This window comes from Streptomyces sp. NPDC002754, from assembly GCF_053592315.1.
Map to the genome: position 1 here is coordinate 22241 of NZ_JBSFVM010000041.1, position 25832 is coordinate 48072.

The 25832-nt window shown below is 70.2% G+C and carries 24 protein-coding genes; 8 read left to right on the forward strand and 16 right to left on the reverse strand.

The genetic code is table 11. The features are described 5' to 3' along the window. Nucleotides 1-176 precede the first annotated feature (176 nt). The 3 genes from ACWD2L_RS37775 (at nucleotide 177) to ACWD2L_RS37785 (ending at nucleotide 3048) form a co-directional block, all read left to right on the forward strand. Nucleotides 177-689, forward strand: coding sequence for a Clp protease N-terminal domain-containing protein (locus tag ACWD2L_RS37775; protein ID WP_451193369.1), 513 nt, complete (start codon nucleotides 177-179; stop codon nucleotides 687-689). 87 nt (nucleotides 690-776) lie between these two features. Further along, entirely contained in the window at nucleotides 777-1778 is a 1002-nt protein-coding gene (locus tag ACWD2L_RS37780) for an EamA family transporter (protein ID WP_351339130.1), read from the forward strand. A gap of 361 nt (nucleotides 1779-2139) precedes the next feature. Beyond that, nucleotides 2140-3048, forward strand: coding sequence for a DMT family transporter (locus tag ACWD2L_RS37785; protein ID WP_351339133.1), 909 nt, complete (start codon nucleotides 2140-2142; stop codon nucleotides 3046-3048). Between the two features lie 4 nt (nucleotides 3049-3052). Here ACWD2L_RS37785 and ACWD2L_RS37790 read toward each other — a convergent pair whose 3' ends face one another. Together ACWD2L_RS37790 and ACWD2L_RS37795 are read right to left on the reverse strand one after the other, a co-directional pair. After that, on the reverse strand, nucleotides 3053-3703 hold the full coding sequence (locus tag ACWD2L_RS37790) for an FMN-binding negative transcriptional regulator (RefSeq protein ID WP_351339082.1): 651 nt from the start codon (nucleotides 3701-3703) through the stop codon (nucleotides 3053-3055). Further along, the gene (locus ACWD2L_RS37795) at nucleotides 3703-4389 is read right to left on the reverse strand and encodes a pyridoxamine 5'-phosphate oxidase family protein (RefSeq protein WP_351339085.1); all 687 of its coding nucleotides are present in this window, start codon (nucleotides 4387-4389) and stop codon (nucleotides 3703-3705) included. The genes ACWD2L_RS37790 and ACWD2L_RS37795 overlap by 1 nt, the downstream gene beginning before the upstream one ends. A 37-nt stretch (nucleotides 4390-4426) precedes the next feature. Between ACWD2L_RS37795 and ACWD2L_RS37800 the strand changes: the two genes are divergently transcribed. After that, complete coding sequence (locus tag ACWD2L_RS37800) at nucleotides 4427-5758, forward strand: aminotransferase class I/II-fold pyridoxal phosphate-dependent enzyme (protein WP_351339087.1); 1332 nt, start codon at nucleotides 4427-4429, stop codon at nucleotides 5756-5758. 189 nt (nucleotides 5759-5947) lie between these two features. On the opposite strand, the gene ACWD2L_RS37805 is transcribed toward ACWD2L_RS37800, so the two are convergent. After that, nucleotides 5948-6889: a DMT family transporter gene (locus tag ACWD2L_RS37805; RefSeq protein WP_351339089.1), complete on the reverse strand. Its 942-nt coding sequence runs from the start codon at nucleotides 6887-6889 to the stop codon at nucleotides 5948-5950. 74 nt (nucleotides 6890-6963) lie between these two features. On the opposite strand from ACWD2L_RS37805, the gene ACWD2L_RS37810 reads away from it, so the two are divergent. Continuing rightward, nucleotides 6964-7881 carry a LysR family transcriptional regulator gene (locus tag ACWD2L_RS37810; RefSeq protein WP_351339092.1) on the forward strand — a complete coding sequence of 306 codons (918 nt, stop codon included), beginning with the start codon at nucleotides 6964-6966 and terminating at the stop codon, nucleotides 7879-7881. Nucleotides 7882-8038: 157 nt separating this feature from the next. On the opposite strand, the gene ACWD2L_RS37815 is transcribed toward ACWD2L_RS37810, so the two are convergent. Then, nucleotides 8039-8506 carry a pyridoxamine 5'-phosphate oxidase family protein gene (locus ACWD2L_RS37815; RefSeq protein ID WP_351339094.1) on the reverse strand — a complete coding sequence of 156 codons (468 nt, stop codon included), beginning with the start codon at nucleotides 8504-8506 and terminating at the stop codon, nucleotides 8039-8041. 156 nt (nucleotides 8507-8662) lie between these two features. Here ACWD2L_RS37815 and ACWD2L_RS37820 point away from each other — a divergent pair, with 156 nt between their 5' ends. Further along, the gene (locus ACWD2L_RS37820; protein ID WP_451193375.1) at nucleotides 8663-9358 is read left to right on the forward strand and encodes a cysteine hydrolase; all 696 of its coding nucleotides are present in this window, start codon (nucleotides 8663-8665) and stop codon (nucleotides 9356-9358) included. A gap of 25 nt (nucleotides 9359-9383) precedes the next feature. Here ACWD2L_RS37820 and ACWD2L_RS37825 read toward each other — a convergent pair whose 3' ends face one another. The 4 genes from ACWD2L_RS37825 to ACWD2L_RS37840 all read right to left on the reverse strand — a co-directional run bounded on the left by ACWD2L_RS37825 (nucleotide 9384) and on the right by ACWD2L_RS37840 (nucleotide 14381). Then, nucleotides 9384-9854: a Rieske (2Fe-2S) protein gene (locus tag ACWD2L_RS37825; RefSeq protein ID WP_351339096.1), complete on the reverse strand. Its 471-nt coding sequence runs from the start codon at nucleotides 9852-9854 to the stop codon at nucleotides 9384-9386. Nucleotides 9855-10037: 183 nt separating this feature from the next. After that, complete coding sequence (locus ACWD2L_RS37830) at nucleotides 10038-11552, reverse strand: nickel transporter (protein WP_351339098.1); 1515 nt, start codon at nucleotides 11550-11552, stop codon at nucleotides 10038-10040. Nucleotides 11553-11598: 46 nt separating this feature from the next. Next, nucleotides 11599-12897: a tetratricopeptide repeat protein gene (locus tag ACWD2L_RS37835; protein ID WP_351339100.1), complete on the reverse strand. Its 1299-nt coding sequence runs from the start codon at nucleotides 12895-12897 to the stop codon at nucleotides 11599-11601. Next, complete coding sequence (locus tag ACWD2L_RS37840; RefSeq protein ID WP_351339103.1) at nucleotides 12894-14381, reverse strand: DUF4331 domain-containing protein; 1488 nt, start codon at nucleotides 14379-14381, stop codon at nucleotides 12894-12896. The genes ACWD2L_RS37835 and ACWD2L_RS37840 overlap by 4 nt, the downstream gene beginning before the upstream one ends. 356 nt (nucleotides 14382-14737) lie before the next feature. Between ACWD2L_RS37840 and ACWD2L_RS37845 the strand changes: the two genes are divergently transcribed. Continuing rightward, nucleotides 14738-15427 (forward strand): hypothetical protein, encoded by a 690-nt coding sequence (locus ACWD2L_RS37845; protein WP_351339104.1) that lies wholly within the window; start codon nucleotides 14738-14740, stop codon nucleotides 15425-15427. Nucleotides 15428-15558: 131 nt separating this feature from the next. Here the strand turns inward: ACWD2L_RS37845 and ACWD2L_RS37850 are convergent, their stop codons facing one another. Further along, a complete protein-coding gene (locus tag ACWD2L_RS37850; protein ID WP_351339107.1) occupies nucleotides 15559-17013 on the reverse strand; it encodes an aromatic amino acid ammonia-lyase in 1455 nt (484 codons plus the stop codon). An 83-nt stretch (nucleotides 17014-17096) separates the two neighbouring features. Here ACWD2L_RS37850 and ACWD2L_RS37855 point away from each other — a divergent pair, with 83 nt between their 5' ends. Continuing rightward, nucleotides 17097-18461 carry an MFS transporter gene (locus ACWD2L_RS37855; protein WP_351339108.1) on the forward strand — a complete coding sequence of 455 codons (1365 nt, stop codon included), beginning with the start codon at nucleotides 17097-17099 and terminating at the stop codon, nucleotides 18459-18461. A 143-nt stretch (nucleotides 18462-18604) separates the two neighbouring features. Here the strand turns inward: ACWD2L_RS37855 and ACWD2L_RS37860 are convergent, their stop codons facing one another. From ACWD2L_RS37860 to ACWD2L_RS37890, 7 genes are all read right to left on the reverse strand, one after another. Beyond that, nucleotides 18605-19711 (reverse strand): SPFH domain-containing protein, encoded by a 1107-nt coding sequence (locus ACWD2L_RS37860; RefSeq protein ID WP_351339110.1) that lies wholly within the window; start codon nucleotides 19709-19711, stop codon nucleotides 18605-18607. Between the two features lie 29 nt (nucleotides 19712-19740). Further along, complete coding sequence (locus tag ACWD2L_RS37865; RefSeq protein ID WP_451193381.1) at nucleotides 19741-20178, reverse strand: NfeD family protein; 438 nt, start codon at nucleotides 20176-20178, stop codon at nucleotides 19741-19743. An 899-nt stretch (nucleotides 20179-21077) separates the two neighbouring features. Further along, complete coding sequence (locus ACWD2L_RS37870; RefSeq protein ID WP_351339114.1) at nucleotides 21078-22517, reverse strand: amidase; 1440 nt, start codon at nucleotides 22515-22517, stop codon at nucleotides 21078-21080. Continuing rightward, complete coding sequence (locus tag ACWD2L_RS37875; protein ID WP_351339117.1) at nucleotides 22514-24220, reverse strand: MFS transporter; 1707 nt, start codon at nucleotides 24218-24220, stop codon at nucleotides 22514-22516. The genes ACWD2L_RS37870 and ACWD2L_RS37875 overlap by 4 nt, the downstream gene beginning before the upstream one ends. 184 nt (nucleotides 24221-24404) lie before the next feature. After that, nucleotides 24405-24722, reverse strand: coding sequence for a hypothetical protein (locus ACWD2L_RS37880; protein WP_351339120.1), 318 nt, complete (start codon nucleotides 24720-24722; stop codon nucleotides 24405-24407). Nucleotides 24723-25227: 505 nt separating this feature from the next. Then, entirely contained in the window at nucleotides 25228-25383 is a 156-nt protein-coding gene (locus ACWD2L_RS37885) for a hypothetical protein (RefSeq protein WP_351339122.1), read from the reverse strand. A 185-nt stretch (nucleotides 25384-25568) separates the two neighbouring features. Continuing rightward, on the reverse strand, nucleotides 25569-25832 hold a 264-nt coding region (locus ACWD2L_RS37890), incomplete at its 5' end, for an Rrf2 family transcriptional regulator (protein WP_451193385.1).

The window sequence follows — 25832 nt, forward strand, 5'->3', positions numbered from 1 at the left end:
AAAGTAGCCGCCTGGCCTCGAACATTCAATACTGATGACCCGTCAGTTCCGGGCGGGGGTGACCCGGCGCCTGCGGGATCCCCTCGGGGGTCGATGGTTCGATCTCATCCGTAAGGAGGAGATGTTCTTGATCAGTGCCCAACTTGTGTCGGACAAAAGAATGCTCCTCACCGTGGATGTTCCTTTCGACCGGTCCTGATGGGGTTACGTATGTGCATAGTTCAACCCCACCCGAGGCCGATGCCCAGCTGAGTGACGAGCTCGCGGCGGTCGTCGCGGGCGCTCGGCGGCGCGCGGTCCGGGATGGGGACCGGCAGGTCGACACCGCGCACCTGCTGCACTCCCTCCTCGAGACGGATCCCGACGTGCGTGCCGCGTTCCCGGAAGGCGCGCAGGTGGCGCGGCTGCTCGGCTATCTCGTCCAGCGCAGCATCGGTTACGGGCTGCGCTGGCAGGGCTCGGTGGAGGACTCCGGAGCCGTCCCCCTCGTAAGCTCCGCCCCCGGCTGGTCGCCCGTCGCGGCCGCCGCGATGGAGGCCGGCGTCGAGCGGGCCGTGGCGCGCGGGGAGAAGCGGGCGCGCGGCGTCGACGTACTGGCCGCGCTCACGGCGGACGCGGAGTGCCGGGCGGTCGAGGTGCTCGGGCGGGCGGGCGTCGATGTGGAGGGGCTGCGCCGGCGGCTCGACTGACACGACCGGAGTCCATCCCGTGAGACAGGGGTCAACGGGGATGACGGTCCTGACGCGCCCTGCCATGATGTGCCGGTGCGCGAGTCAATGGGGTCTTCGGGGAAGCAGGCAACCCGCGGGCGCGGCATGGGACTGGGCCTCGCCCTCCTCTCCGCGCTCGCGTTCGGCGGTTCCGGGGTGGCGGCCAAGCCACTGATCGAGGCGGGGCTCGACCCGCTCCACGTGGTGTGGCTGCGCGTCGCGGGCGGCGCCCTGGTCATGCTGCCGGTCGCCTGGCGGCATCGCGCGCTCGTGCTGCGCAGGCCCGCTCTGCTGGCCGGGTTCGGGCTTCTCGCGGTGGCGGGCGTGCAGGCCTGCTACTTCGCCGCGATCTCCCGCATTCCCGTCGGTGTCGCCCTGCTCATCGAGTACTTGGCGCCCGCGCTCGTACTCGGCTGGGTCCGTTTCGTGCAGCGCAAGCCCGTGACACGCGCGGCCGCGCTCGGCGTCGTGCTCGCCGTGGCCGGACTCGCCTGTGTCGTCGAGGTGTGGTCCGGGCTCGGCTTCGACGCGCTCGGACTGCTGCTCGCGCTCGGCGCGGCCTGCTGTCAGGTCGGCTATTTCGTGCTGTCCGACCACGGTGGTGACGCGGCCGAGTCCGGTGCCGAGGTGCCCGACCCGGTCGGCGTGATCGCGTACGGGCTACTCATCGGCACCGTGCTGCTCACCGTCATCGCCCGCCCCTGGGGGATGGACTGGTCGGTGCTCGCGGGCAGTGCCTCCATGGACGGTACGGCGGTGCCCGCGTGGTTGCTGCTGTGCTGGATCGTGCTGCTCGCCACGGTCGTCGCGTACCTCACCGGCGTGGTGTCGGTGCGCCTTCTCTCGCCTCAGGTGGCGGGGGTTGTGGCCTGCCTGGAGGCGGTCGTCGCGACCGTCCTCGCCTGGGTGATGCTCGGGGAGCACCTGTCCGGGCCGCAGTTGTTCGGCGGGGCGTTGGTCCTGGTCGGGGCGCTCATCGCACAGTCGTCGCGGCCGACTGCGACGCCGCCGACCCCGTCCGACGACGCGCCGGAAAACGCGTTGTCGCGCTCCGGCGGGGCTGTTTAGGGTGCCGGACATGTACGCACGCGCACTCGTCCTTCCGCCCCCGGCCGTCTGAGGGCTGCCCGGCCGTCGTGGCCGGGACCGGTTCGTCCGGGGACTTCGCCACTGTGGGGCCGCCACCTGAAGGTGCCGGTCGCAGCCGTGCTGCCTGAAGTGCTCCCCGGCGCCGTGCTTGCCCTGCCGCGGGCGGCGCTTCCCGGAGGGACTCGGCCGTCCCCTCACGACGGTCCGTGTTCCTGGCCCCCTCCCGGCTTCCGGCGGAGGGCCGTTCTCCGTGGAGTGTCACGTGTCGCGTGTCGTCAAAGCGGGCGCAGTCGCGCCTGCTGATTCTGCTTCTGGGTCTGTATCCGGGCCCGTACGTCAACTGCCGGTCGCCCGCGGCCTGGTGTATCTGGTCGTCGCCGGTGCCGCCTGGGGCACCGCGGGCGCCGCCGCATCGCTCGTGTTCCGGGCCGGCGACCTGGGGCCGGGCGCCCTGTCGTTCTGGCGCTGTGTCGGCGGGCTCCTGCTGCTCGTCGCCGTGCGCTGCGCGCTGCGGCGCAGGCCCACGCCCGTGTCGTACGAGACGCGGGGCCGCAAGGCCGTCCGGCTCGGTGTGCTCGGGCTTTCGCTGGCCGTGTTCCAGACCGCCTACTTCGCCGCGGTGCAGGCGACCGGGCTCGCCGTCGGCACCGTGGTCACGCTCGGCGCGGGGCCCGTGCTCATCGCGGTGGGGGCGCGCGTGCTGCTCGGGGAGCGGCTCGGCGTGGGCGGGCTGCTGTCCGTGGCCGGGGCGCTCGGCGGGCTCGGCGTCCTCGTCCTCGGGGGTGGCGGGGCGGCGGTGCGGCCGCTCGGGGTGGTGTGGGCGCTGCTGTCGGCGGCCGGGTACGCCGTGCTGACGCTGCTCACGCGGTGGTTCGGGCGGCACGGCGGGGGAGGGAACGGGCTCGGCACGACCGTGGGCACGTTCGCGGTCGCCTCGCTCGCGCTGCTGCCGCTCGGCGCGGTCGAGGGCCTGGTGCCGCACACCGGCCACCACCTCGCCGTGCTCGGCCTGTTGGCGTACATCGCCACCGTGCCGACCGCGCTCGCGTACGCCCTGTACTTCGCGGGCGCCGCGGTCGTGCGCTCCGCCACCGTGTCCGTGATCATGCTGCTCGAACCGGTCAGCGCCGCCGTCATCGCGGTCACCCTGCTCGGCGAGGACCTCACGGTGGCGACGGTCGCGGGCACCGCCCTGATGCTGGCGGCCGTGACGGGCCTCGCCGCGGCGGAGGCCCGGTCGGGCGCCTGAGCCCCTACGCGGGTTGGTGACGCCGCCGTCGCTGCGTGGCGAGGGCGGCGGCGTCGCGCGGGTCGCCGCGCCCGGCGAGGCCCGCCGCGATGTTGTCCTGGACCTCCTCGGGCTTGTGCCCCGCGTACTTGAACTTGGCCCGTACGTCGGTCACTTCGAGGAGCAGGCCCCGGATACCCGGCAGCATCCGGCCGTACGGGGCCTCGTCCGCCGCCACCGGCACCGAGAGGCCGGGCGGCTGGAAGTGGCCCACCTGCCGGTTCAGGAGTTCGGCCTTCTCCTGTGGATCGTCCACCACGCGCGCGGTGCAGCGGAGTTGGACGGCGGCGTAGACGCTGGTCGGTGTGCCGTGTTCCGGCGGGACGTCGGGCGGCGCCTGCCACGGGCCCGGCACGAACGCGTAGTCGTCGACGACGCTCAGCAGTACCTCCGGGTTGGCGTCGAGCGCGGACCACAGGGGGTTGGGGCGGGCGAGGTGGGCGACCACCTCGCCGTACGCGCCCGGACCTTCGGGGTCGTACGCGAAGTGCATGGGTTGTACGAAAGGCGGGTCGCCGTCGAGGCCGTTGACGGCGAGCTGGCCGAAGTCGTGGGCGGCGAGCCACTGTTGCCACTCGGCCGTGTCGCGCGCCGCGTCCCAGGGGTGGATCAGCATCACAGCCCCTTGAGGTACGGCGGGACGTCGATGCCGTCGGCGAGGTCGTCCGAGGGGAGCAGCTCCCCGTAGCCGCGCTGGACCGGGACCACGCCCGCCCAGTGCGGCAGGTCCATGTCCTCCGGCTCGTCGTTCGGACCGCCCTCGCGGACCTTCGCCGAGACCTCGGAGAGGTCGATGCGGAGCACGGCCGTCGCAGCGAGCTCCTTGGCGTTCGCGGCCCGCGAGTCGGCGGCGCGACCCTCCACCACGTGGTCCACGATCGCGTCCAGGGCGAGCCGCTTCTCCTCGGCGTCCGTGACCTGGTGCGCCGTGCCGTGCACCACCACGGAGCGGTAGTTGATGGAGTGGTGGAAGGCGGAGCGGGCGAGGACCAGGCCGTCCACGTGGGTCACGGTCACGCAGACCGGCAGGCCGGGCTCCTGCCACTCCTTGTCGCCCGCCATGCGCAGCGGGCGCGATCCGGTGGAGCCATGGACGTAGAGATGGTGGCCGACACGGGCGTACAGCGTGGGCAGCACGACGGGGGCGCCGTCGCGGATGAAGCCGAGATGGCAGAGGTAGGTCTCGTCGAGTATCGAGTGCACCAGGGCGTGGTCGTACGCCGCGCGCTCCTTGGCGCGGGTCGGGGTCGTGCGCTCCGTGGGCGCGTAGGAGGCGGCTGACTGTTCCTGGGCGACGCTCATGTTGCGAACTCCATTGCACTAGTACATACTGCTGTTTGTGCTAGGAGAGTATCGGATCAGCGGGCGCGGCGCAGCAGAGATCCGCGCCAGCGTCGAGCGTGGGGTCATCGCCGGGGACCTGGAACCGGGCCAACTGCTGCCGCCCATGCGGGAGTTGGCGGAACAGCTCAGGGTGAACCCGAATACGGTCGCGGCCGCGTACCGGTCGCTGCGTGAGCGCGGAGTCATCGAGACGGCCGGGCGGCGCGGCAGCCGTGTGCGCCCGAAACCGGTCATCACCGCGCGCGAGGCCATCCGTGTGGACGTGCCGGAGGGGGTGCGGAACGTGTCGGACGGCAATCCCGACACCGCCCTGCTGCCCTCGCTGGTGGAGGCGTTCACGGCGGCCGCGGGTGTCGCCGACAAAGGGCCGGTGCTGTACGGGGACGACTCCCTGGAGCCGGGCCTCGCGCACCGCGCGCGTGCCGACCTCGATGCGGACGGGGTGCCGGACGGGCCCGTCGCCGTGACATCCGGTTCGCTCGACGCCATCGAGCGGGTGCTCGCCGTGCACCTCAAGCAGGGGGACGCGGTCGCCGTGGAGGATCCCGGCTGGGGCAGCATGCTCGACCTCGTACCCGCGCTCGGGCTGCGTACGGTGCCGGTCGGGGTGGACGACGAGGGACCGCTGCCGGACGACGTCGAGCGGGCGCTGGCCGCGGGGGTCCGGGCGATCGTGGTGACGGACCGGGCACAGAATCCGACCGGGGCCGCGGTGGGTTCGGGCCGGGCGGAGGCGCTGCGCGCGATCCTGGGCGCGTATCCGGAGGTCCTGCTCATCGAGGACGACCACGGCCACGGCATCGTCGACCTGCCGCTGCACCCGCTCGCCGGGGCCACGCGGCAGTGGGCGTTCGTCCGTTCCGTGGCCAAGGCGTACGGGCCCGACCTGCGGCTCGCCGTGCTCACGGGGGACGCCGGCACGGTCGACCGGGTGCGCGGGCGGCAGCGGCTCGGTCCGGGCTGGGTCAGCCGCATCACGCAGCGGGCGGTGGCAGGGCTCTGGGAGGCCGGGGCGGTGGACGCGGTGGCCGTCGCGGGCTCGTACGGGGAGCGGCGTGACGCGCTGGTCGCTGCGCTGGCCGAGCGGGGGGTGGTGGCGCACGGGCGCAGCGGGATGAACGTGTGGGTGCCGGTGCCGGACGAGACCGGGGCGGTGGCGCGGCTGCTGCACGCCGGGTGGGCGGTGGCGCCGGGGGCGCGGTTCCGGATGGAGGCCGATCCGGGGGTACGGATCACCGTGTCCCGGTTGGGGGTGGGGGAGATCGGTGAGGTGGCGGACGCGGTGGCGGCGGCGGTGAGGTCGGGCCCGCGGAGGCGTTACGCGTGACAGTGGCGCCGGGGCTGGGCCCGTGGTTTTCGTTGCGCGGCACCGGGGTGCCGCCTTGCCCACCCTGCCGCCCAAGGCGGGATGTGGCCGACCGCATGCCCAGGTGGCGGGTGAGCATTTCAAGCCCCTGCGGCGATTGAGCAGCGGGGTCCGGGGCGGAGCCCCGTGGTGTGGGGAGGCGTCGCGGCGCTACCCCCGGGCCCGCCTGCGCGACTGCGTAAGTGCCGCTCCCGCCAAGACGATCGCCGCGCCGATCGGGGTCGACCAGGACAGGGACTCGCCGAGGACCGCGACGCCCGCCGCCGTGGCGATGACCGGGACGAAGTACGTGACCATTTGCGCGGTCGTCGGACCGACCTCCGCCACGAGTCCGTACTGGATGAGGAACGCCACACCCGTGCCGAGCGCCCCCAGCGCCGCGATCGCCAGCAGCGGGCCCATGGCGAAGCGGGTCGGCCAGGACGTGAACAGCGGGGTGACGAGCGCCAGTTGGGCGGTGGCGAGCAACAGCTGGCCCCCGATCATCGACACATTCGACTCACCCGTGTTCGCGAGCGTGCGGCGGACGTAGATCCAGCCGATCGGGTAGCAGAGCGAGGCCAGTAGCGCCATCGCCGTGCCCGCCACGTCCAGGCCGTGGAAGCCCTGCCACACGCCGAGCACGGTCAGGACGCCGAGGAATCCGATGCCGAGGCCCGCGACCCGACGCCGCGTGGGCCGGTCCTCGGAGAGCGCGACCAGCGAGAGCGCCATGCCCCACAGCGGCGACGTCGCGTTGCAGATCCCGGCGAGTGTCGACGGGATCGTCTCCTCGGCGAACGCGAAGAGCGAGAACGGCAGCGCGTTCAGGAAGAGCGCCGCGACCGCCAAATGCCCCCAGGTGCGCGCCCCGCGGGGCAGTCGCTGACGCTTCACGATCATGGCCACGACCAGGACCGCCGCGCCGAACAGCAGCCGCCCGAGCGTGACCTGGAACGGCGCGAAGCCCTCCGTGCCCACCTTGATGAGCAGGAAGCTGAAGCCCCAGATGAGGGCGAGCACACCGAAGCGGATGCGCCAGTCGAGGCCGGGCCGCGCGATGGGGGCGGAGGACGGAGCCGCAGTGGCTCGGGAAGCGGTCTTCGTGCTCATGGGGTCCAGATTGGCTTCGACGTCTTCGTAGCACAAGCGAGATTGCTTTCCGAGTACCGATTAGCATTACTTACATGTTGAACCTGGAGCGCCTGCGGGTCCTGGATGCCCTGGCCCGGCACGGATCGGTGAGCGGTGCGGCCGAGGGGCTGCACGTCACGACGTCCGCCGTCTCGCAACAGATGGCCAAGCTGGAGCGCGAGGCGGGACAGCAGCTGCTCGCCAAGCGCGGGCGCGGCGTGCGGCTCACCGACGCGGGCCGGCTGCTCGCCGAGCACGCGGCGCGCATCCTGTCGCAGGTCGAGCTGGCGCAGTCCGACCTGGAGGCGCAGCGCGGGCAGGTGGTGGGGGAGCTGCGGCTGTCCGCGTTCCCGACGGCCGCCCGCGGGTTGTTCCCCCGTGCGCTCGCCGCACTGCGCACCGAGCACCCGCAACTGCGCGTACGGTCACAGGAGTTGGAGCCCGAGGCCGCGGTGGCCGGGGTGATCCGCGGGGATCTCGATCTCGCCGTCGTGCTGGACTGGTACAACAAGCCGATGCCCCTGCCGGAGGGCCTGGTCAAGGCGGGCATCCTCGATGATCCGACCGATATCGCCATGCCCGCCGACCACCCCCTCGCCGATCGCCGTGAGGTCGACCTCACCGATTTCGCCGACGACGAGTGGATCACCTGGGGCGGCGGCGAGTTCTGTGACCAGTGGCTTATGTTCACGCTGCGGGCCAAGGGCGTTGAGCCGCAGATCGCCCACCGTGCGGCGGAGACGCACACCCAACTTGCGCTGGTGGCAGCGGGGTTGGGCGTCTGCGTGGTCCCGCTGCTCGGTCGCGACCCGATGCCCGAGGGGGTGGCGACGGTGCCGGTGCGGCAGAAGGTGCGGCGTCATGTGTACGTCGTGTGGCGTGCGGACGCGGATCGGCGGCCCTCGATTCGTGCGGCGGTGCGGGCGCTTCAGAAGGTGGGGGCGGATCTCGGGCGGCTCGCCGAAGGGTGAGGTCACCGTCACGGGGCTCCGCCCCGGACCCCGCGCCTCAAACGCCGGCGAGGCTGGAATGCTCAAGCGCTGGCGGGGCTGGAAAAACTCAAGCGTCGGCGGGACTGGAAAGGCTCAAGCGCCGGCTGGGCCGGAAAGGTCAATCGTCGGCGGGGCTCTACATGGTCAGTTTCCGGAAGTCCCACGACGCGATCTTGTCCGGAGTGAGTCGCGCCCACGCGTGCCGGCCGTCGTAGACCATCTCGGTCAATCCGAAGTTCTTGTGCGCGAACAGCCGCTCGGGGGCGTCGAGTTCGGGGCATGCCTCGCCCGTGCGCGGGCTCTCGCCGACGAACTCGATGCGCCCGGACAGCTCGACGCCGCGCAGCTCCCCGTACTCCTCGCCCGCGTCGACCACCACCGCCACCCGGCCGTCGGCGCGAAAGTCGGCCCAACGGCGGCTGCGGGACAGCGAGTACAGCCACAGAGATGTGCCGTCCCAGGCGAACCAGAGCGGGCTGACGTGCGGCGTGCCGTCCGCGGCCACCGTGGCGACGCGGCAGGTGCGCTGCTCGGCGAGGAACGCGTCGCGCTCCTCGGGCGACATCATGATCTTCCGGCCGCGGCGCTGCGTGGCGGTGGTCATCAGGGCTCCCTTGTCCGGCATCCGAGGCGCGCCCCGGCGCGCCTGACGTGACATCAGGAACGCAGCATGCGGCCTCTTCCCTGTACACGCAATGGTGGCTACCCTCCAGCAGCCCGGAGAAGCAGCCGATATCCGTACGGGACAGGGGGCGCGGTCGTGCCGTCGCACGAGAAGCACGAGAAGCGCGAGAAGCACGAGGAGCACGAACGGCGCGAGAAGCGCGCGAAGCGCGGGGAACTGGCCGAGCTGCTCGAACCCGCGAGCACCGTACTGCTGACCGTCGAGTGCCAGCAGGGCGTCGTCGGCGCCGACAGCGCCCTTCCCGAACTCGCGGAAGAGGCACGGGCGTCGGGGGCCCTCGCCAACGTGGCGCGACTGGTCGCCGCCGCCCACGAGAGCGGGGTCCAGGTCCTGCACGCCGTCGCGGAGCGGCGCCCGGACGGCCGCGGGGCCAACCGCAACGCCCGCCTCTTCCGCGCGACCGAGCGCCTTCCGGTGAAGCAGCTCTCGGGCACCGATGCCGTCCGCGTAGCTCCGCCCGTCGAAGTCGCGGACGAGGACCTCGTCGTACGCCGTTTGCACGGGCTCTCACCGATCGCCGGGACCGACGTGGATCCGCTGCTGCGCAATCTCGGCTGCCGGACGCTCGTCGTCACCGGTGTCTCCGCCAACGTAGCCATCCCGAACGCCGTGTTCGACGCCGTGAACCTCGGCTACACGGTGGTCGTGCCACGGGACGCCATCGCGGGGGTACCGGCCGACTACACCCCCGCGATGATCGACAACACGCTCGCCCTTGTCGCCACCGTGACGGCGACGCCGGACGTGCTCGACGCGTGGAAGCGTCGTTAGCTGCACAGGGCTTGCCCGATCGGGCCTACGCGAGCTCGATCGAGTCGCCGCTGACCTTGAGCTGCCTCTCCTCCAGGGGTTGCGTGGCCGGTGGGTGCGACACGCTGCCGTCCTTGATGGAGAACTTGCTGCCGTGGCACGGGCAGTCGATGGTGCCGCCCGCCACCTTGCTCACCTTGCAGCCCTGGTGCGTGCAGATGTTGGTGAACGCCTTGAACTGGCCCGAGGCCGGCTGCGTCACCACCACCCCCGCATCCGCGAAGATCTTTCCACCGCCCTCCGGGATGTCCGAGGTCTTGGCGATCGCCTGGCCTTTCTTCTCGCTCTTCTTCTCGCCGCCGCCCGACGACGCGTTGCCCGCGGGCTGTGACGTGTCCTCGTCCGAGCTGCCGCACGCGCTCAGCGCCGCGGCGATCCCCGCGGCGCCGGCCACCGTGACGACGGTGCGGCGCGACGGGACGTGGCTCGTGGGGGCGGGCTCCTGCGAAGCGGTCATGAGGTGAAGGTCCCTTCATCGGAGGGTCGGTTCGAGGGGACGTACTGGATCCCGTGGGGGTTTTCCTGAGGTACGTACGGTGATCCCTGGACGTTCAACGCCATCCTGATCCCATAACCTGGGCGCGTGCTCACCGAGGTCACCGTGACCCGCTATGTCACCCCTTTGAGGGAAGGTGGGTCGCTACGGGAAGAGGCTCCGGGCCAGTAGGCCGAGTCCGACGGCCAGAACCACCAGCGCCGTCAGGACCGTTCCGTACGGGGCGAATCGACGCAGCGCGGGCAGCCGGCGTTCGCCGATGACGGCGAGCCGGTTGCCGCCTCCAGCGAGCAGCAGGCCCGCCGCGGTGAGGGTCAGGGCCATGCCGACCCCGTAGCCGAAGACCAGTAGCACGCCGAACGACGTCCGGCTCAGGGCGACCGCTCCGAGCAGCACGACGAGCGCCGACGGGCTGGGCACGAGGCCCCCCGCCAGGCCCACGCCGAGGAGCGCGGCGAAGCCTGTGCGGCGTCGTTTTCCAGCGTGCTCGTGCTCGTGCTCATCGTGGTCGTGCCCGTGCGTATGACCATGTCCGTGACCGTGGCTGTGATGGTGCAGGCCGGTGGGGCGGTGGCCGGCGCGGAGGGCTCGTACGGCGGTCACCGCCAGCCAGGTGCCGATGAGTGCGATCACGGCGCCGCTGATCGCGCCGAGGCCGCCCAGGAGTTGTTCGCCGAGGAAGCTGCCGGAGGCGGTCAGGACGAGGCCCACCACGAGGACGCCCGCCGTGTGCGTCGCGGTCACCGTCGCTCCGACGGCGAGGGCCGCCCGGACGCCGCCCTCGCGTCGGGCGAGACAGGCGGCGACCGCCAGCTTGGCGTGGCCGGGGAGGGCCGCGTGGCCCGCGCCGAGCAGCAGGGTGAGGAGGACGGCGAGGAGGCCGACGGGGAGGGTGAGGTCGCGGCCCGTGGTGAGGGCGGTGAGCCGGTTCTCCAGGGCGGGGAAGAGGACGGCGTCGCGGACGAGTGCGGGGGCGGCCGCAGGGTGTTGAGTGCCCTGGTCCGCGCCGGGTCCCGCGACTTCCGCTGCGGCGGGTTCGCTGTGCAGCCGGGCCTCGACGGTGTCGAGCGGGTCGCTGGCCGCGGTCGCCGGGTAGTCGCGCAGGGCGCCGCTGGTGCTGGTGGCGGGAACGGAGGAGTCCGTGAGCCGCACCCCGGAGCCGGTGGCGGTGATCTCCTTCCAGCCGGTGCGGGCCGCGTCGGCCGCCGAGGCGAAGGTCAGGTCCGCGGGTCCGCTCAGGTCGGCGTCGGCGTTCAGGGTGCAGGTCAGCCGGGCGATGGGCAGTCCGGCCGCGCCTTTGCCGAAGGTGAGGGAGGACTCGGCCGCCTTCCAGGTCAGCGCCCGCCCGTCGAGTGCGGCCCGGGTGGTGCGGGCCAGGCCGGCGCAGCGGTCCGCGGCGCGGGCGACCGCCTCTGCCTTCGAGATCCGGCCGTCGCGGTCGGTGTCGACCGTGTCGTGGTCCTGTGCGGTGGGGATCTCCGCGGTGTCGACGACGGCCGTGTCGACGAGCCGGCCGGGGGTCAGACGCAGTCCGTCGTAGTGGTTGACGCTGAAGTTGCCCAGTGGGTGGGCGTGTGCGGCCGGGGCCGCGCAGAGGGCCAGCAGCAGGGCTGCGAGCAGGGCCGTCGCGGCGGCGACGGCGGGGTGTGAACGGTTCATCGACTGCTCTCAACTGCCGGGCGGTACCGCTCTCGTCGCGGGGTGCTCACCGCGCGAGCAGAGCGGCCGCCCGGGGTGCGTGGTAGGCGGAGAAGTGGGGGTTGCGGTCGAGTGCCGCGCGCAGGTGGGTGGCGGCGTCGGGGTTGTCCAGGGCCGCTTCGATCGCCCCTCTGTGGTACTGGAACAGCGGGTTGTCCCAGCCGGTTCTGGCGGCCCTGCGCGCGTGGGCGAGTGCCTCCTTGTCCTGTCCCGCCCGGTGCAGGGCCCAGCCGAGCGCGTCGTCGACGATGACGCCGCGGGACTGTTCCGCCTCGTGGCTCAGCAGCTTCACGGCGACGGCGGGGTCCGCGTGGTCGGCCGCGTACAGGGCGAGGTGCGGGTCGACGGGTCCGCCTGCCGCCTGTGTCATGCGCAGCTGCGCGTCGAGCGCGGCCCGCGCGGCGGCGATCCCTGGATCGTCGCGGTCGTTCTGCTCCCGCAGTTCGAGGGATTCGACGAGGAACTGCGGTGCGGGTGTGCGCTCCACGAGCCGGTCGTAGAGCTTGAGGGCTTGCGCGGTGCGGCCCTGTGCGGCCCGGACGCGGGCGAGTCCGGATGTGGCGTACGGATGGTCGGGTACGAGGTCGAGCGCGCGCCGGAAGTGGCCTTCCGCGCGCGGGATGTCACCGGCGGACCAGGCGAGTTCGCCGCTGCGGGACTCCGCGAAGGCACTCTCGTCGGGGGTGGACGCGCTCTCCAGGGCGCGGTCCAGGGCGATGGCCGCGTCGCGTTCCCTGCCGTGCGTCTCCAGGTCGTAGGCGGCTCTGCTGTACGCGGCGGAGCCGGGTGCCAGGTCGAGGAGGCGCTGGACGGCGGTGCGGGCGGCCGGGTAGTGGCCGAGCTGGATCTCGGCGTCGGCGAGCACCGCGTATCCGTCGGGCCGGTCGGGGGCCATGCGCGTGCTGCGCAGGCCCTGGGCGCGGCCCGCTGTGAAGTCGTGCCGTGCGTTGGCGAGTTGGCCGAGACCGGTCACGGCCGCGTAGTTCTCTTCGCTGCGCAGGTCGAGCGAGCGGTGCAGGGCCTTGTCCGCGGCGTCGAGGCGGCCTGCGTCCAGGGTGGTGCGGGCCGCTTCGATCTGGGCGGTGCCGAGCCGGGACCAGCTCGTGGGGTCGTCGGGGTGGCGTTCTGTGGCGTCGCGGGCGGTGCGCACCGCGCCGGCGGCGGGGAGGTCCCTGCCGCCGGACGCGACTGCTCCGGCGCGTGGTGCGCCGCCGGGCGTGCTGTCGTCGGGTCCCAGTGCGAGGAGCCCGACGACGCACGCGGCGACGGCGACCACGGCGCCGGGCGCGCTGAGGAGTCGTCTCACAGGACCGCGTGGGGAACGTTTAGGTACGGGAACGTGCCCTGGGCGTCGGCCGGTTGTAGCTTGGCGACGGGCTTGGGCAGGAGCCCTTCCGCGGACCGGCCACCGGGCTCACCCTCGAGCATCCGGATGAGCGGCGGGTCGATGACGTCGTTGATGCGACGGCCGTTGGGGAAGCCCTGCTTGTCCCCTTCGATGACGCCGTACTTGTTCGGGCCGGCCGTGACGGGGGTGGTGAGGTTGAGCCGCAGTTCCTCCGCGAGGGCGATGCGCGAGGGGTCGGCGTCCGCGTTCATGGTGTGCGTGTTGAGGTCGAAGCCGAACTTGGAGCCGTTGTCCTTGCCGATGCCCTTGAGGAAGAGGGCCTGGATGTCCTTGCGCGGGGTGGCGGGCGCCTTGAATCCCTGCGCGGTCTCGATGCGGTGGGGCGGCGCCGGGTCGAGCGTGGCGGCCAGGTAGTCCTTCTCGTACTGGTCGTCCTTGGGCTCGCGCCGCTGGAAGCGGTCCTCGGGGCCGCCGGGCTTGGCCAGGCCGATGGTGGTGCCGTAGATGCTGAAGGCGGTGTGCGGGTTTCCGTTGCGGGAGACCTGCCGGTAGGTGGGGGCCTGCTTCTCGAGGCTCTTGTCGAGGTCGGCGCCGGGCCGGGAGACGGTCGACCAGACGCCGACGACCGGGTTGCGCCGCGGGTCGCCCTTGAGGGCGATCTCGTCCTTGGGTACCTGGACGACCAGGCTGTTGACGTTCATCGCCGACAGCGGCTGGGCGTCGGGCAGCCAGCCGGGCACGGGACCTGCCGTGCCGACGGTGAAGAGGCCGAAGACCTGGGTGTCGGCCTTGAAGGCCTCGGCCGACTGGGCGGCCACGGTCCGGCCGCCGCTGGGCAGTTGGCGGGTGGCCTCCGCGCGCAGGCCGGCGTAGTCGGGCATCAGGGTCCGGCCGACGTGGGTGGGGGCCGCGATGCCGTCGACGAGCTTCTCGGTCCCGGCCCTGTCGCCTGTACGGACCCGCTCCAGGGTGTACTTCTGACGGACGCCGAGCGACCGGTCCTCCAGTGAACGCACCGGCAGCGGACCGACCTTGGGGCCCATGCCGAAGGGGCGCCGGTCGTCGTTGCGGAAGGTCCAGCGGTACGTCGTGTCGGGTGCGCCGTCGCCGTCGGCGTCGGTGTGGATCTCGTACCGGGCGCCGGTCGCGAAGGGGTAGTCGACCAGCGCGTTGCCCGGGTTGCCGGGGAGTTGGAAGGGGCGCACGTTCGCGATGAGCGTGACCATGTCGGTGTCGTCGGGGCTGGTGAAGGCGTAGACGTCGGTGATGTCGGCGGGCGAGTCCGTGATGGACGAGGGCGCGTCGATGTGGCCGCCGGCCCGGCTGCTGCCGGTGAAGGGGCCGGACAGCGAGGCGACGCTCAGTGCGGTGAGCGTCGTGGCGAGCAGGGCGAGCCGTCGTCGGGAGGGTCTGTTGACGGTTCGGCTGATGGGTCGTGGCACGGGGCGCTCCATTGCGTACGAGGAGTGGGGCGCCCAGACTTGCGGCCTGGATGATCTTGAATCCACCTGAGGGCGCGAAGTCCGTCCAGTCGCGTGATCGTTTTCAGGTAGGTGGCGTAACCGGCCCCTCGCCGCCTTTCAATTTGGTGCAAATCTATGCATCACTTGCCATACCCAAACGAACCGTTCCGGGCGGCCTCCTGCGTGCCTTCTGCATGCTTTTCCGCATGCAGTACTTCCAGGGAGATCGAGAAACCCCTGCTCAGTGCGCATCTACTGGTACGCGGCGGTACGTGAAGGGGCTGCGGGCGCTCGGCCCGCAACCATCATTCAGAGAAAAGGGACCCTCTATGCGTATGCACAGAATCCGACGTTCCGCCGCTGTCGCCGTCGCCGCGGCACTGGCCCTCCCGCTCGGCCTCGCCTCCGCCTCGGCCGCCCCGGCGGACGCCCCTCGGTCGGCGGCCGTGCAGGCCGACCCGTTCCCGGGCGTGTACATCTCCCCGTGGGGCGACGCGGACGTCGCCATCAGCGACGAGACGTGGGACTGGCTGGACCGTGAGGGCTTCACGCTCGACGCCATCAGCCCGTTCAAGATGGACGCGGACAAGCGCGGCTTCAGCATGCCGATCGGTTCGACCGCCGGTGACGGCCTCGACTCGAAGGGCCGCATCTTCTACCCGGGTGGCCTGAACCTCCACCACGCCCGGTCGGGCAAGACGTTCACCCTCAAGCCGACCTACATCCGCGTGATGCCGACGCCCGGCTACTCCGCCGGCGTCTCCGTCGACGGGAAGGTCATCGACGACGAGGTCATGGTGGCCGAGACCACGGCCCGCGAGGCCCTCGTGGGTGCCCGCCCCAGCCCGACCGGCTTCCGCCTGGAGAAGGTGCCGTTCCGCGTCACGAAGGAGCTCTCCGACCTCTTCACCGAGCAGACCGGGCGCCCCGGCCCCCGCGTCGGCAGCCTCTTCGGCACGCTGACGCCGCACTTCGACTATGTCCCCACCGGCCCCCAGTCCCCGACCGGCTTCCCCAGCCTCTGAACCGACCGACTCTCCAGGAGAGTTGACACCCACGACGGGCTCGGCGACGACGGTCGCCGGGCCCGTCGTCAGCGGCGACACTCGTCCCCTGCTGTCACGCTTCGTTACGATGCTCCTTTCCGCCCCTCCCGCTAGAGGGCGCTCAAGGCGTCGATGACGCCCTCTGCCAGTGCGATCTCATCTGTCAGGGGGTGGTCCTCGGCGACCATCGGCAGGGACTTCCCCGCGATCCGGAACGCTTCCGCGACCGGAGCCTGGGGAAGCTCGTTCCCGCGAAGCCGCAATGCGCGTACGGCTCCCAGGAGTTCGCAGGCCAGCACAGTCCGGTACGCGGTGACCGCTGCCGATGTGCTGTGTGCCGCCTGCGCCGAGAAGCTCGCGTGGTCCTCCAGCCCGCGGGAAATGACCGCGGTGCCCAGGGTGACCGGGGATGCGGCGTGACGGAGCTGGCTGAGTGCGTCGTGAGTGACGTACTCGAGAATCATGATTCCGGAGCTGCCGGGCGGCCCAGCGGAAAGGAAGGGTGACAGGCCGGTCAGGTTCGGCTCCACCAGGTTGCTCAGCCGCGCCGCAGACAATTCGGCGACGTGGTGGAGCGCCGCACGCAGGTGGTCGAGGGTGAGGGCAAGGTAGGCCGTGGAGAAGTGTCCGTGGTGGTAGACGTTCTCCGTTTTGAGGTCGATCAGAGGGTTCTCGGCGGCGGCGTTGAGGTCGGTGGTCAGTACCTGTTCCAGCGCGTCGAGCGCGTCCAGGGCCGGACCCTGGACCTGGGGGAAGGCGCGCAGGCCGAAGGGGTCCTGCAGTCGCCGCCCGGGTTGCGGTTCGCCGTCGGCCCACAGGACTCGCCGCATTTCGGTTGCACAGCGCATGCTGCCCGGGTGCGGGCGCTGCGCGTGGACGCGTTCGGAGAGTGCTTCGGGCGAGCCGTCGAGGGCGCAGTGGGAGAGTGCGGCAACAAGGTGGCTGGCGTGCAGCAGCTCCTTGAGGTCGTGCCAGACCATCACGGACTTCGCGAGGGTCACGGCGTTGCTTGAGATGAAGGCGAGGGCGTCACCGGGGCTGATGGGTACCGCAGTGAGACCTCCCTCCGCCCAGGGCTGTCGGCCTGCGAGGGTCAGTCCGATCTCCGCCAGGGAGCTGAGGTCGCCGGTACCGATGGCACCGCGGGAGTGGACGCGAGGGAGGGCACCGGTGTGCAGGGACTCTTCCAGTGCGTCAAGGAGGCGGGGATGGACACCGCTACCGGCCGCGGCGAGCTGGTTCAGCCGGATCAGTAGGATGGCGCGCACGGTGGCGGCCGGGAGGAGCTCTCCGGTGCCGCCGGCGTGGCTGCTCAGCAGGCGCAGACCGTGCTGGTCGGCGGAGTCCGGATCCACGACTTCGTGCCGGTTGGCGCCGACGCCGGTCGTGCGACCGTAGACGGCCCGCTTTTCCCCGATGTCCCGTGCAAGAACGTAGGTCTCATCTGCCCTCTTCCGGGCCGTGGCGTCGAGCTCGACGGAGGTGGCACGCCGTGCGGCGCGGATGACGTCGGCGCAGCTCAGGTGCTGACCGTCGATGAGTATGCGGTCGCTGGTGATCGCCATCAACCCCTTGACATAGAAGTATTCACGCTTGAGGCTTCATGAAATCGTTCATTCAAATGTTTCGCAAGGCTCAGGAGGACGCCGTGGAGCAACCGCCGTCTGTGGAAGTGGCCGAGCCACCGGGCATCGGGGCAGCGACGGGTTCTGAGACCGAAACGACCCTTGATGACGCCCCGCTGAACCGCTTCCACCTCAAGATCACGGCGCTCACCTTCGGCGCGAACTTCTCGGACGGCTACCACCTGGGCATCATCGGCATCGCACTGACGCTCATCGCGCCGCAGATGCACCTCGGGCCTGTCTGGCAGGGCCTGCTCGGCGCCTCGGCACTCATCGGCATCTTCGCCGGCAGCATCGTGCTGGGCTGGGCCGCGGACCGATGGGGACGCCAGCTGCTGTACACGCTCGACTTCCTCCTCATCGCCGTCGCCTCCGTCGCCCAGTTCTTCGTCACCGGACCGACCGAGCTGTTCGTGCTCCGCCTCCTGATCGGATTCGGAATCGGCGCGGACTACGCGCTGGGTCCCACGCTGGTCGCCGAGTTCTGCCCGCGCCGCTACCGCGGCGGCTTCCTCGCCTCGCTCACCGCGATGTGGACGATCGGCTACATCGCGGCGTACTTCATCGGCAATTACGTGATCGGGTTCGGCGGGGACAGCTGGCGCTGGCTGCTGGCCAGCAGCGCGCTGCCCGCCGTCTTCGTCCTCCTCATGCGCATCGGGACACCCGAGTCGCCGCGCTGGCTCATCAGCAAGGGGCGGATCGAGGAAGCGAAGACCGTCGTCGCCAAATACATAGGCCCGAACATCGACATCTCGGGCCTCCTGACCCGGGGGCAGGCCGAAGAGTCCTACGACTACCGCGAGCTGTTCCGCCGCCGCTATCGCCGCAACACCCTCTTCGGTGTTCTGTACTACAACTGTCAGGTCATCCCGTACTTCGCCATCTACACGTTCCTGCCCGTCGTGATGGTGCGGGTGGGGCTGGCTGACGAGGAGTTCCTCAGTAACGGTCTGCTCAACCTGTTCCTGCTGCTGGGCGGGCTGATCGGGCTGTGGTTCGTGGCCCGTTTCACGCGGCGGGGCTTCCTCATCACCTCGTTCTTCGTGATGGCGCTTGCCCTCGGTGTGATCGGGGTGTGGCCCGACGCGCCGACGCTGCTGCTGTTCCCGCTGTTCCTCGTGTTCACCTTCACGATGTCGGCATCCTCCAACCTCGATCAGGTCTATCCCCCGGAGCTCTTCCCCACTCAGGTCCGCAGCTCGGGGGTGGGCCTGCTCAACGGACTCAGCCGCGTGGGTTCCGCGATCGGAACGTTCCTGCTCCCGATGAGCCTCTCGGCGTTCGGCTTCTCCGCCTCCATGATTGCCCTCACAACGCTGCTGGTACTGGGAGCCGTGGTGTCGTTGGCCTGGGCGCCCGAGACCAAGAACGCCCATCTGGACTGACTTCAGGTCTGTGGTGGCCCAAAGCCCGGCCCCCATCGGGTACGTCGTCTTCGAGCCCGTCCGTCGCCTGGCCCCTGGCAACGGGCGGGCTGAAGTATGAGCCAGGGAGGTGCCACCGAATCCGCAGCTGTGACGGGGCGTGGTCAGTCGGAAGTGGACGGTTTGCCGCGGCCCTGCTCCTGCGATGTCATTGCGGCCTCGGCCTCGGCCTTCGCCTTGTTCACCGCGGCGGCGGCCTGCTTGGCGACCTCGTCAGCTGCCGCGGATGCGTTGGTCTTCGGACTCGACTCGATCTCCGGAGTCGCGACATGGTCCGCAGTGCCTTCGGCGTCGTCGGCATCGGCGTCCGCGGGCTTCACGTTCTTGGGCAGCCCCATCTCGGAGTGGTCACCGAAGGCGCTGGAGACCGAGCGCACTGCTTCGGTCAGTTCTCCGGGGATCACCCAGAACGTGTTGTTCTCGCTCTTCGCCAGGTGCGGCAGCGTCTCGAGGTACTTGTAGGCCAGAATCTTGGGGTCGGCGTTGTTTCGATGGACGGCCTGGAAGACGCGCTCCACCGCCTTCGCCTCGCCGTCCGCCCGCAGGATCATGGCCTGCTGCGTGCCCTGTGCCTCCAGGATGTCCTTCTGCTTCGTGCCCTCTGCGGTCAGGATCTTGGACTGCCGTTCCCCTTCGGCGTGGAGGATGGCGGCGCGCTTGTCGCGCTCGGCGCGCATCTGCTTCTCCATCGCCTCCTTGATCGTGTTCGGCGGGTCGATGGCTTTGATCTCGACGCGGTTGACGCGGATGCCCCACTTGCCGGTGGCATCGTCGAGGACAGTGCGGAGCCGTGTGTTGATCTCCTCGCGAGAGGTGAGTGTCTCCTCCAGGTCCATGCTGCCGATGACATTGCGCAGCGTGGTCACAGTGAGTTGATCGATCGCCTGCAGGTAATTGGCGACCTCGTAGGCCGCCGACCTCGGGTCGGTGATCTGGTAGTAGAGCACGGTGTCGATGTTCACCACGAGGTTGTCCTCGGTGATGACCGGACTGGGGTCGGACGAATACACCTGTTCGCGCACGTCCAGTTTGGTGTTGACCCGGTCCGCTACTGGCAGTACGAGGTTCAGGCCGGGCTGCAGCGTTCGGCGATAGCGGCCGAACCGTTCGATGTTGTAACGGCGGGCCTGTGGCACGATCCGGACGGAGGTGACCACGAGGAAGATGACGACGATGGCCGCCACCAGAATGGGGATGACTACTGGGTCCACGATTTCCTCCGTCGTTGGGAGTCAGCCGGTCATGGAAGGAGATCGCGGGGATAGACCACGGCTGTCGCGCCCTCGATCTCCATGACATCGACCATTGCTCCTGCGGGGATGACTTGGGTTTCATCGAGGGTGCGAGCGGACCAATCCTCGCCGGAGAGTTTGATCAGGCCGCGAGTCGCGGTGACTTCCTGCATGACTTCGGCGCACTTTCCGATCAGTGCGTCGGTGCCCTCCTTTATGAGGGGAGACTGTGCAAGGTGGCGCATAGCAACCGGCCGTACGAGGAAGAGGCCCGCTGCCGCGGAAACTCCGAGTGCTACGAGTTGGCCCAGCAGGCCGACACCCACTCCGGCGACCACGGCAGTAACCAGCGCAGCGCCTGCCAACAGTCCGCAGACCAGGGCCAGCGTGAAGAACTCCGCGGCACCGAGCCCCAGCGCAACGAGCAGCCAGACGAACCATGGCATGGCGATCAGCCTCCCTCGGCGGGATCTATACACAACGCTACCGGTTCGCACATCAGACAGAACAGATTGGACCGGCAGGGAGTCAGGACGCCGGTGGTTCACTGCCGCGGTGGATGCGTACGCCTGCTGTGTGCGTTCGCCGCAGGGGAGGGGAAGCGGAGAGGGAACAGCTGCCTCCCCCGACCCGTCGTGCAGCGCGTTCCCGACCGGCGTGGAGAGCACTACCGGCTGCGGGCGCTCGTTGCACTCTCGCACCGCAACCAACCCGCTGGCCGCGTCCTCAACCTCGCGGGTCAGTACACGTGAGCTGGACCTCCGACCGCCCCCGCTTCGAGCAGCCCGGTCCGCGCGACTCGCAGGACGAGGCGGCACCGGTCGGGACATGACGCCGGGGGTTTGCAGACGCGGGCAGCCGGAGCGTTCCACTCCAAGCAGGCGCGCGGACAGTCAGACGGCCGCGGCGCTGACTCCGATGATTTTTCCGTAGCGGACCGCGTCTGGCATCACGCGGTGGCAATAGGCCTCGGCCCGGCCGCCGCTGCAGCCACGCCGGAACGGGTAGCGCCATCCGCACGACCTGCCATTCCGCCTCCGTCATGTCCGAGCCGGAACCCGCACTACGGTCCGGCCCGTCCGCAGCATTCCGGAACCTGTGCGCAAGACAATCGCAGGGCGACACGCGGGAGTTGGACGGGACGCACGTGGTTACGCAAGATTGTGAAAAAGGGGCCTCCTCGGTGCTTTTGAGCTTCGCAACTCCGAGCTACCGAGAGGCCCCTCCTTCATGAGCCGACACCTCAGCGATCACCCGATCCAGAACCCAGTTCGACGATCACGCCCGCCGAACGGTATGCGGATGACTTCTTGGATTTGCACTCCCTCGGGCCCGCGGGGCGGGGTCAGTGTGTGGCCAGTAGGCGTGTGTACTCGTGGCGCCAGGGGTGTGCTTCTTCCAGTTGGGCGCTGAGTGCGATGAGTGTGGCCTCGTCCGCGGGCCGTCCTGCCAGCGAGACGCCGACCGGGGTCCCGGTGTGGGGCGTCCAGTACAGAGGGAGGCTGACTACCGGCTGGCCTGTCATGTTGTAGGGGCTGGTGAACGCGCTGAAGGCGCTCTGGCGGTGGAGGTTCACCAACGGGTCGCCCGACTCGTCGAAGTGCTCGATCGACTGCGGCAGTGTCGCCAGGGTCGGGGTCAGTACGGCGTCATAGTCCTGCGTTGCGCTTACTGCGGCGCGAGACGAGCGGTGCATTGCGGTCAGCGCGGCTGCGAATGTCTCGCCGCTCACTCCGCGTCCGTACTCCCGCCAGGCCCGCGTCACCGGCCGCAGCAGCGCCTCTTGTTCGGCGTCGAGGGCATGGCCGAGGGACTGCACGCCCCATGCCGTCACGAAGTGCTCGCTGATCTCGGGACTGAAGGGTGTGGGGATGTCCTCCACGGTGTGCCCGAGGCGTTCCAGGAGGTGGGAGGCGTGTTCCCAGGCGGCCAGGCACTGCGGGTCCACGGTCATGCCCTGCGCGGCAGGTGTCGCGTACCTGCCGATGCGCAGTCTGCGTGGGGGGCGGTCCGCGTGGCCGAGGAAAGATTCGCCGGATGGCAGCGGGGCTGCCCAGTGGGGGTCGCCGGGTTCGGGCCCTGCCAGGATGTCGAGCAGTGCGGCCGCGTCGCGCACCGAGCGTGCCAGGGGGCCCTGCACGGACAGGCCGGTCGTCTCGGCGCCGGCCGGCCCGGAACTGACACGGCCACGTGAGGGCTTGATGCCGAACAGTCCGCACACGCTCGCCGGGATGCGGATCGAGCCGCCACCGTCGCTGGCGTGGGCGACGGGCACCAGGCCGAGTGCCACCGCGACGGCCGAGCCCCCGCTCGACCCGCCGGCCGACAGGGCCGGGTTCCAAGGGTTGCGGGCTGGTCCCACGATGTCGTTGTCGGTGTAGCAACAGCATCCGAATTCAGGGGTGTTGGTCTTTCCGAGGCTGATCGTGCCGGCGTTCCGCAGGCGCGTCACGCTGTGCGCGTCGAGGGTCGGCACCCGCGACGCGAATGCCTTCGAGCCGAACGTGGTGGTCACACCTGCCGTGTCCACCAGGTCCTTGACGGCTGTCGGGACCCCGAACAGTGCAGAGGTGTCCCGGTGTGCGGCGGGCGTGGCGTCGGCGTGCGCCGCGGTGGCCAGTGCTGCCTCGTTCGTGCGGGTGATGAACGCGCCGAACTGTTTGTCGTGGGCGTCGGCGCGCTCGATGTGATGACGTACCAGGTCCACGGCGGAGACCTGGCCCGCGCGGACGGCGGCGGCCTGCTCCAGCGCGGTCAGTGCGTGCAGCTCGGTGGGGGCGCTCATGCGCGGGCACCTTCTTCCTCTTTGCTGTGCATCTCGGACATCTGGCGGGCCACGGCCTCTTCGTGGTCGGTGAGGTCCCGCTTTGCGTCCCGTGGCCGCCACCGGCCCGACATGACGAACACGAACGGCAGGAACAGTGCCTGCCCGCCCAGGCACACCCACCACCAGGCCTGCCACTGGCCCGGGGTGTCGGCAGCGGCCTGCTCGACCTCGGCTCCGTGTTCGCTGAGCGCCTTCAGCTGCGGTGCCGCCTTCTGTACGGTCCGCAATCCGGCGGCACCGACCTCGTCCTGCGCGCGCGCCTGCAGGGTCGGAGGTACCTTTCCCGGTGCGTACGCGTCTAGTTGGGCGAACAGCTTCGGGTGGGCAGCGCGGACCTTCAGCGCGGGAGCCGCCTGTACGGAGGCCTGCTTGACCTCGGCGCCGTGCTCGATGAGCGGGGTCGCCGAGTGCACGATGAGCGGCAGCAGGGCAGCGGAGAGGGCGACCGTGATCCGCACGACCCAGCCCCAGATCGCCAGCCCGGTCGCCGTGGCCGCTGGGTTGTGCCGCTCGACGGTCTCGGTGAAACTCGCCATCCATGGCGAGTAGGCGACACCACTGGTCACCCCGATCCCCACGACGATGAGGGCGAACGTGTAGTAGCCGGTGCCCGGTTGGGTGGCGCGCAGGGCGAACGCCGCGGTGAAGCCGATCGAACCGAGTGCGCCGAGGAGCATGAACGGCTTGCGTACCCGCAGCCGATCGGACAGCAGCCCCGCCACCACCAGCGACACCGCGTTGGCCCCCCAGTACCAGTTGAGCAGGGCGTTCGCGCGCTGCGGTGTGTAGCCGAACGTGGTCGAGAAGTAGAGCACGAAGTTGCCGACGGCCGCGTAGTACAGCAGGAGGTACAGGCTGATAGCGACCGCCGAGCCGATCACGTCCAGGCGCATCATCTGCCGCCACTGCCCGTGCAGCGCCGCCTGTGTGTCGATGCCCTTGGCACGCGCCTCGACCAGCGCACGGTCACGCAGGCTCACCATGATCTGGTCGCGCAGTGCCGGCGCGAGCTCTCGCAGCCCGAACAACGCGACGACGAACAGCACGAGCCCGCTGATCCCGGCGAAGCGGATTTCGTCCTGCCAGTTCGTTCCGCCGCCGTAGGTGCGGGAGGTCACCGCGGTGACGACGAGACTGCCGATGATCGGTCCCATGGTCCAGTAACCCATCGCGGAAGCGCGGCCGAGCTGCGGCGAGAAGTCACGGATCAGCGCCGGGGTCGCCACCAGGATCATGCCCTCGACGAGCGCGACGGCGCAGTATCCGAGCAGGTAGCTCATCTTGTCCGGCGCGTGCGGCAGTGCGAATGTGGTGAGCAGACCGACCACGAGCAGGCCGTAGACCACGATGTTGGCCCGTCCCCACCGGTCGGCGAGGCCCGCCGCCAGCGAGGCGAAGGCACCCACGGCGTTCGCTGCGACCGAGATGTACACGAAGTACCGGAGCGACATGTCGTACTCGCCGATGATGGCGGTCGACACCGCGTACTGCACGTAGAGCTGGTAGTAGAGAATGATCGTGACGGCCACCACGATCCCCAAGTACCAGTAGCGCGGCAGGCGTTCGGGATACCGGTTGAGCCGCCGGTTGCCGAGTCGGCGCAGGACCGATCCCCGCGCTGTGGTACTCGGGTGCTGCGCCGCCGCAGGCGTGATCGACACCGTGCCTCCCAGTCCGGTTTCCGTGAACCCACGGCATGTCACTGTGCGCGTGGAGTGGCCCGACGGTAGTACCGACTGGTTGGTATGGGGAAGAGGCCGGAGCCGAGAAGAGTCGCGACGGACCAGCTGGGCCGAGTGCCCGGGGTCCTGCCCGCGATTCGCGTGGACCGGGCGGTCGCGTTGTTCAGTCGATGTCACCCCGGGACGTGCCCATCTTCAGGCCGGCGATCCAGTTGATGGAGGCGGTGCTGGTGTCTGCGCCGAAGTGGGTGCCCCAGCGTGGCTTGTTGCCCAGGTCGTCCCAGGTTTGGGCGTCGGCGCGGGAGCCGTCCTTGTAGACGGACAAGGTGCCCTGCCCCGCGGAGTTGGTGTTCTGGTCGTTGGTGCCGTTGGACTTCCACGGGTATACGGTCTGTGCGTTGCTGGTCTTGGTCATGGAGTCCCAGCCGAACCAGTACGTGCTGTTGTTCCTGGACGTGTACTCGCCTGTCGAGGTGCGCACGCCGTGTCCTTCACAACGCGCCGTGCCGATGGGCTTGTTGAACTTGAAGAACGTGCCGTGTCCGTCGTTCCAGTTGCCCGTCGTGACGCTGCCGGGGCCGTCGCGCAGTGTGTTGGTGAGGACGCCGGCGCCCTGGGAGGCGTCGCCGTCCCAGATGGCGGAGGCGTGCGCGGGGGAGACGCAGAACGTGAGGGCGCAGCCGGCGGCGGCCGCCGCGGTGGTGACGACCTTGCATGGGGTGCTGCGTTCGTCGCAGATCAGGTGGTGTTTGCTGCCCGTCTTCCGTCGGTCGACTGGCGACGGACCAGTGTCGGCGCCCCCTTCTTTTCGCGCGGATGTGGGAGCCGTCCACGCACGCGCGGGACCGGTCGAGTTCGCCGGCCGCGTTCAGCTTGGTGAGCAGGATGCGGTGCAGTTGGCCGAAGACCCCAGCCTGCCGCCAGCGCTCCAGGCGCCGCCAACAGGTCTGTCCGGAACCGAACTCCGGCTCCAGTGAAAGGAGTTGTCAGGCCATGTCGTCGTGCAGGACGTACAGGATGCTCTGCAGACACAGCCGGTCCGCCGTCGGCCGCGGACCCGGCGACTTCTCCGGCCAGGGCGGCGGCAGCGGCTCGATCAGCGCCCACAAGTCCTCGTCCACGATCCACGGCCGGGTGCTCACATCCTCCCGAACGGCGGAACCGTCACGTCGGTCACGCCGGACCAGGGCACTTCAACAAGATCAAAATACGAGCTCGTAGGACTCGGTCTCATGCTGCAACCGTCCTTGGAGTGACTGGTTGCCAGGCTGTTCGCCGACCTGGGCATGGATGGGGATCTTGGTGATGTCAGGGCGTAACGGGGAGGCTAGCGGGGTGTCGCGAGTACGTCCCGGAGTACGTTCGCGAGCGTGACGCGGGCCAGTTCGTGTCTCAGGGTCTCCTCGATGCCCTCGTAGACGTTCTGCATCGCCGGCTGGATGCCGTGACCCACCACGCATCCCTGGTCCGGGGTGGTGCGGTGCATGGCGAACAGTGGGCCGGGTTCCACTGCCTCGTACACGTCGAGCAGGGTCATCGACTCCAGCTCGCGTGCCAGCGACCAGCCCGCGCCCACGCCCCGCCGGGACTC